Source organism: Consotaella aegiceratis, assembly GCF_036541425.1.
Lineage (GTDB): Bacteria > Pseudomonadota > Alphaproteobacteria > Rhizobiales > Rhizobiaceae > Consotaella > Consotaella aegiceratis.
This window is the reverse complement of sequence record NZ_JAZHFT010000119.1, coordinates 1-1,710: the sequence shown is the minus strand read 5'-3', so window position 1 is coordinate 1,710 and position 1,710 is coordinate 1. Positions and strand designations below refer to the sequence as shown.

The following is a 1,710-nucleotide window of genomic DNA, read 5'->3' as shown; positions in this document are numbered from 1 at the left end:
CGCTTCTTAGATTGACCTGTCGGCTTGTTGATCTGATGGCATAGTGTGGCAGTCTTCGTGCTGACCACGGACAGAAGCATGACCCCGGCGACGAGATAATCATTCAGAGGGACTTGACGAACGAAGGACCATTACAGAAGCACTACTTTGGCAGAATGAAGGGAACCGGGAGGGATCGTCGCGGATTCGGTGGTCTGTATAGGCTGGCGATCGGACGGCGACGATGGCGGATGCCGATTGGCAAAGAGATCTGGAGCGATGGCTGGAGCCATTCCTGGCGGCATTTTCGCATGCTGCGCGGCGTCGGATGTGCCCGGTCTATGTTGCCGGTCTGATCGGGCCAGGAGACCGCAAGAGCGTGCAGCCGATGGCGGCTCGCGCCGGCACGGTCGGCTATGACCAGCTTCATCACTTCATCGCCGCTGGTGTCTGGGACAGCGGGCCCTTGGAGGCGGTGCTGCTGCGGGAAGCGGACCGCCTGGTGGGCGGCTCGGACAGCTATCTCGTGGTCGACGACACCAGCTTGCCGAAGAAGGGGGATCATTCGGTCGGCGTGGCGCCACAATACGCTTCGGCGTTGGGAAAGACCGCCAATTGCCAGTCTCTGGTGTCGCTGACGCTGGCTTGGCGCGAAGTGCCGGTGGTGGTTGGCCTGCGGCTGTTCCTGCCCGAGACCTGGACGAGCAATGCCGAACGCATGATGAAGGCCGGTGTCCCGAAGCAGCGTCAGCGTGCCCTGACCAAGCACCAGATCGCCATCGAGGAGATCGACCGGGTCCATTGCGTCGGGCACTCGGTTTGGCTGCGTGCTGGCCGATTCAGGCTATGGATCGAGCACATCGTTCCGCCAGGCCTTGAGCGAGCGCGGCTTGTCCTGGGCGGTGGGACTGCCGCGGCGCCAGAACGTCTATGCCGCCGACGTCGGATTGACGTTCCCGATCGCGAAAGTTGGAAAGCCCCGCAAGTATCATGTTGCCGACGCACCGCCGGTCTCGGCCGAGGCGATGCTGGCGAAGCAGACATGGCGCAAGGTGACCTGGCGGCGAGGCACCAAAGGTCCGCTCTCGTGCCGCTTTGCGGCGTGCCGGGTGAAGATCGCCGACGGTCACAAGCATCGCATGACTGACGATCGCGTCCAGCGCATGCCCGGCGAGGAGGTCTGGCTGGTCGGGGAACGACGGCCGAGCGGCGAGCAGAAATACTACGTGTCGAACCTGCCGGCGGATGCGTCCCTGAAGGCGCTGGCTGGCGCCATCAAGGCGCGATGGGTGTGCGAGCAGCTCATCAGCAGCTCAAAGAAGAGCTGGGGCTCGACCACTTCGAAGGCCGGTCTTGGACGGGATTGCACCGACACGCCCTGATGACGATGATCGCCTACGCCTTCCTGCAGTCCCGCCGCCTGAAAGCGGCGGGACGGGAAAAAAAGATTCCCAGGACCACCACCGCAACCGAGCCTGCCCGCTATCCGGCAGGCCATCCTCGACCTCTTCGCCCGGCCTCCGCCCTGGCGATGTCCTCATTGTGACAGGCTCCTCGCCGAACCGACCGAGCCTAAAGTGCCAAAGTAGTGCTTCTGTAATGGTCCTTCGTTCGTCAAGTCCCTCTGAATGATTATCTCGTCGCCGGGGTCATGCTTCTGTCCGTGGTCAGCACGAAGACTGCCACACTATGCCATCAGATCAACAAGCCGACAGGTCAATCTAAGAAGCG

1 pseudogene is annotated in these 1,710 nt (G+C 62.5%); it reads left to right on the top strand.

The annotated features are described in order from the left end of the window. The first annotated feature begins 223 nt into the window (after window positions 1-223). Window positions 224-1,525: pseudogene (locus SMD10_RS25285) on the top strand (IS701 family transposase). Window positions 1,526-1,710: the final 185 nt, after the last annotated feature.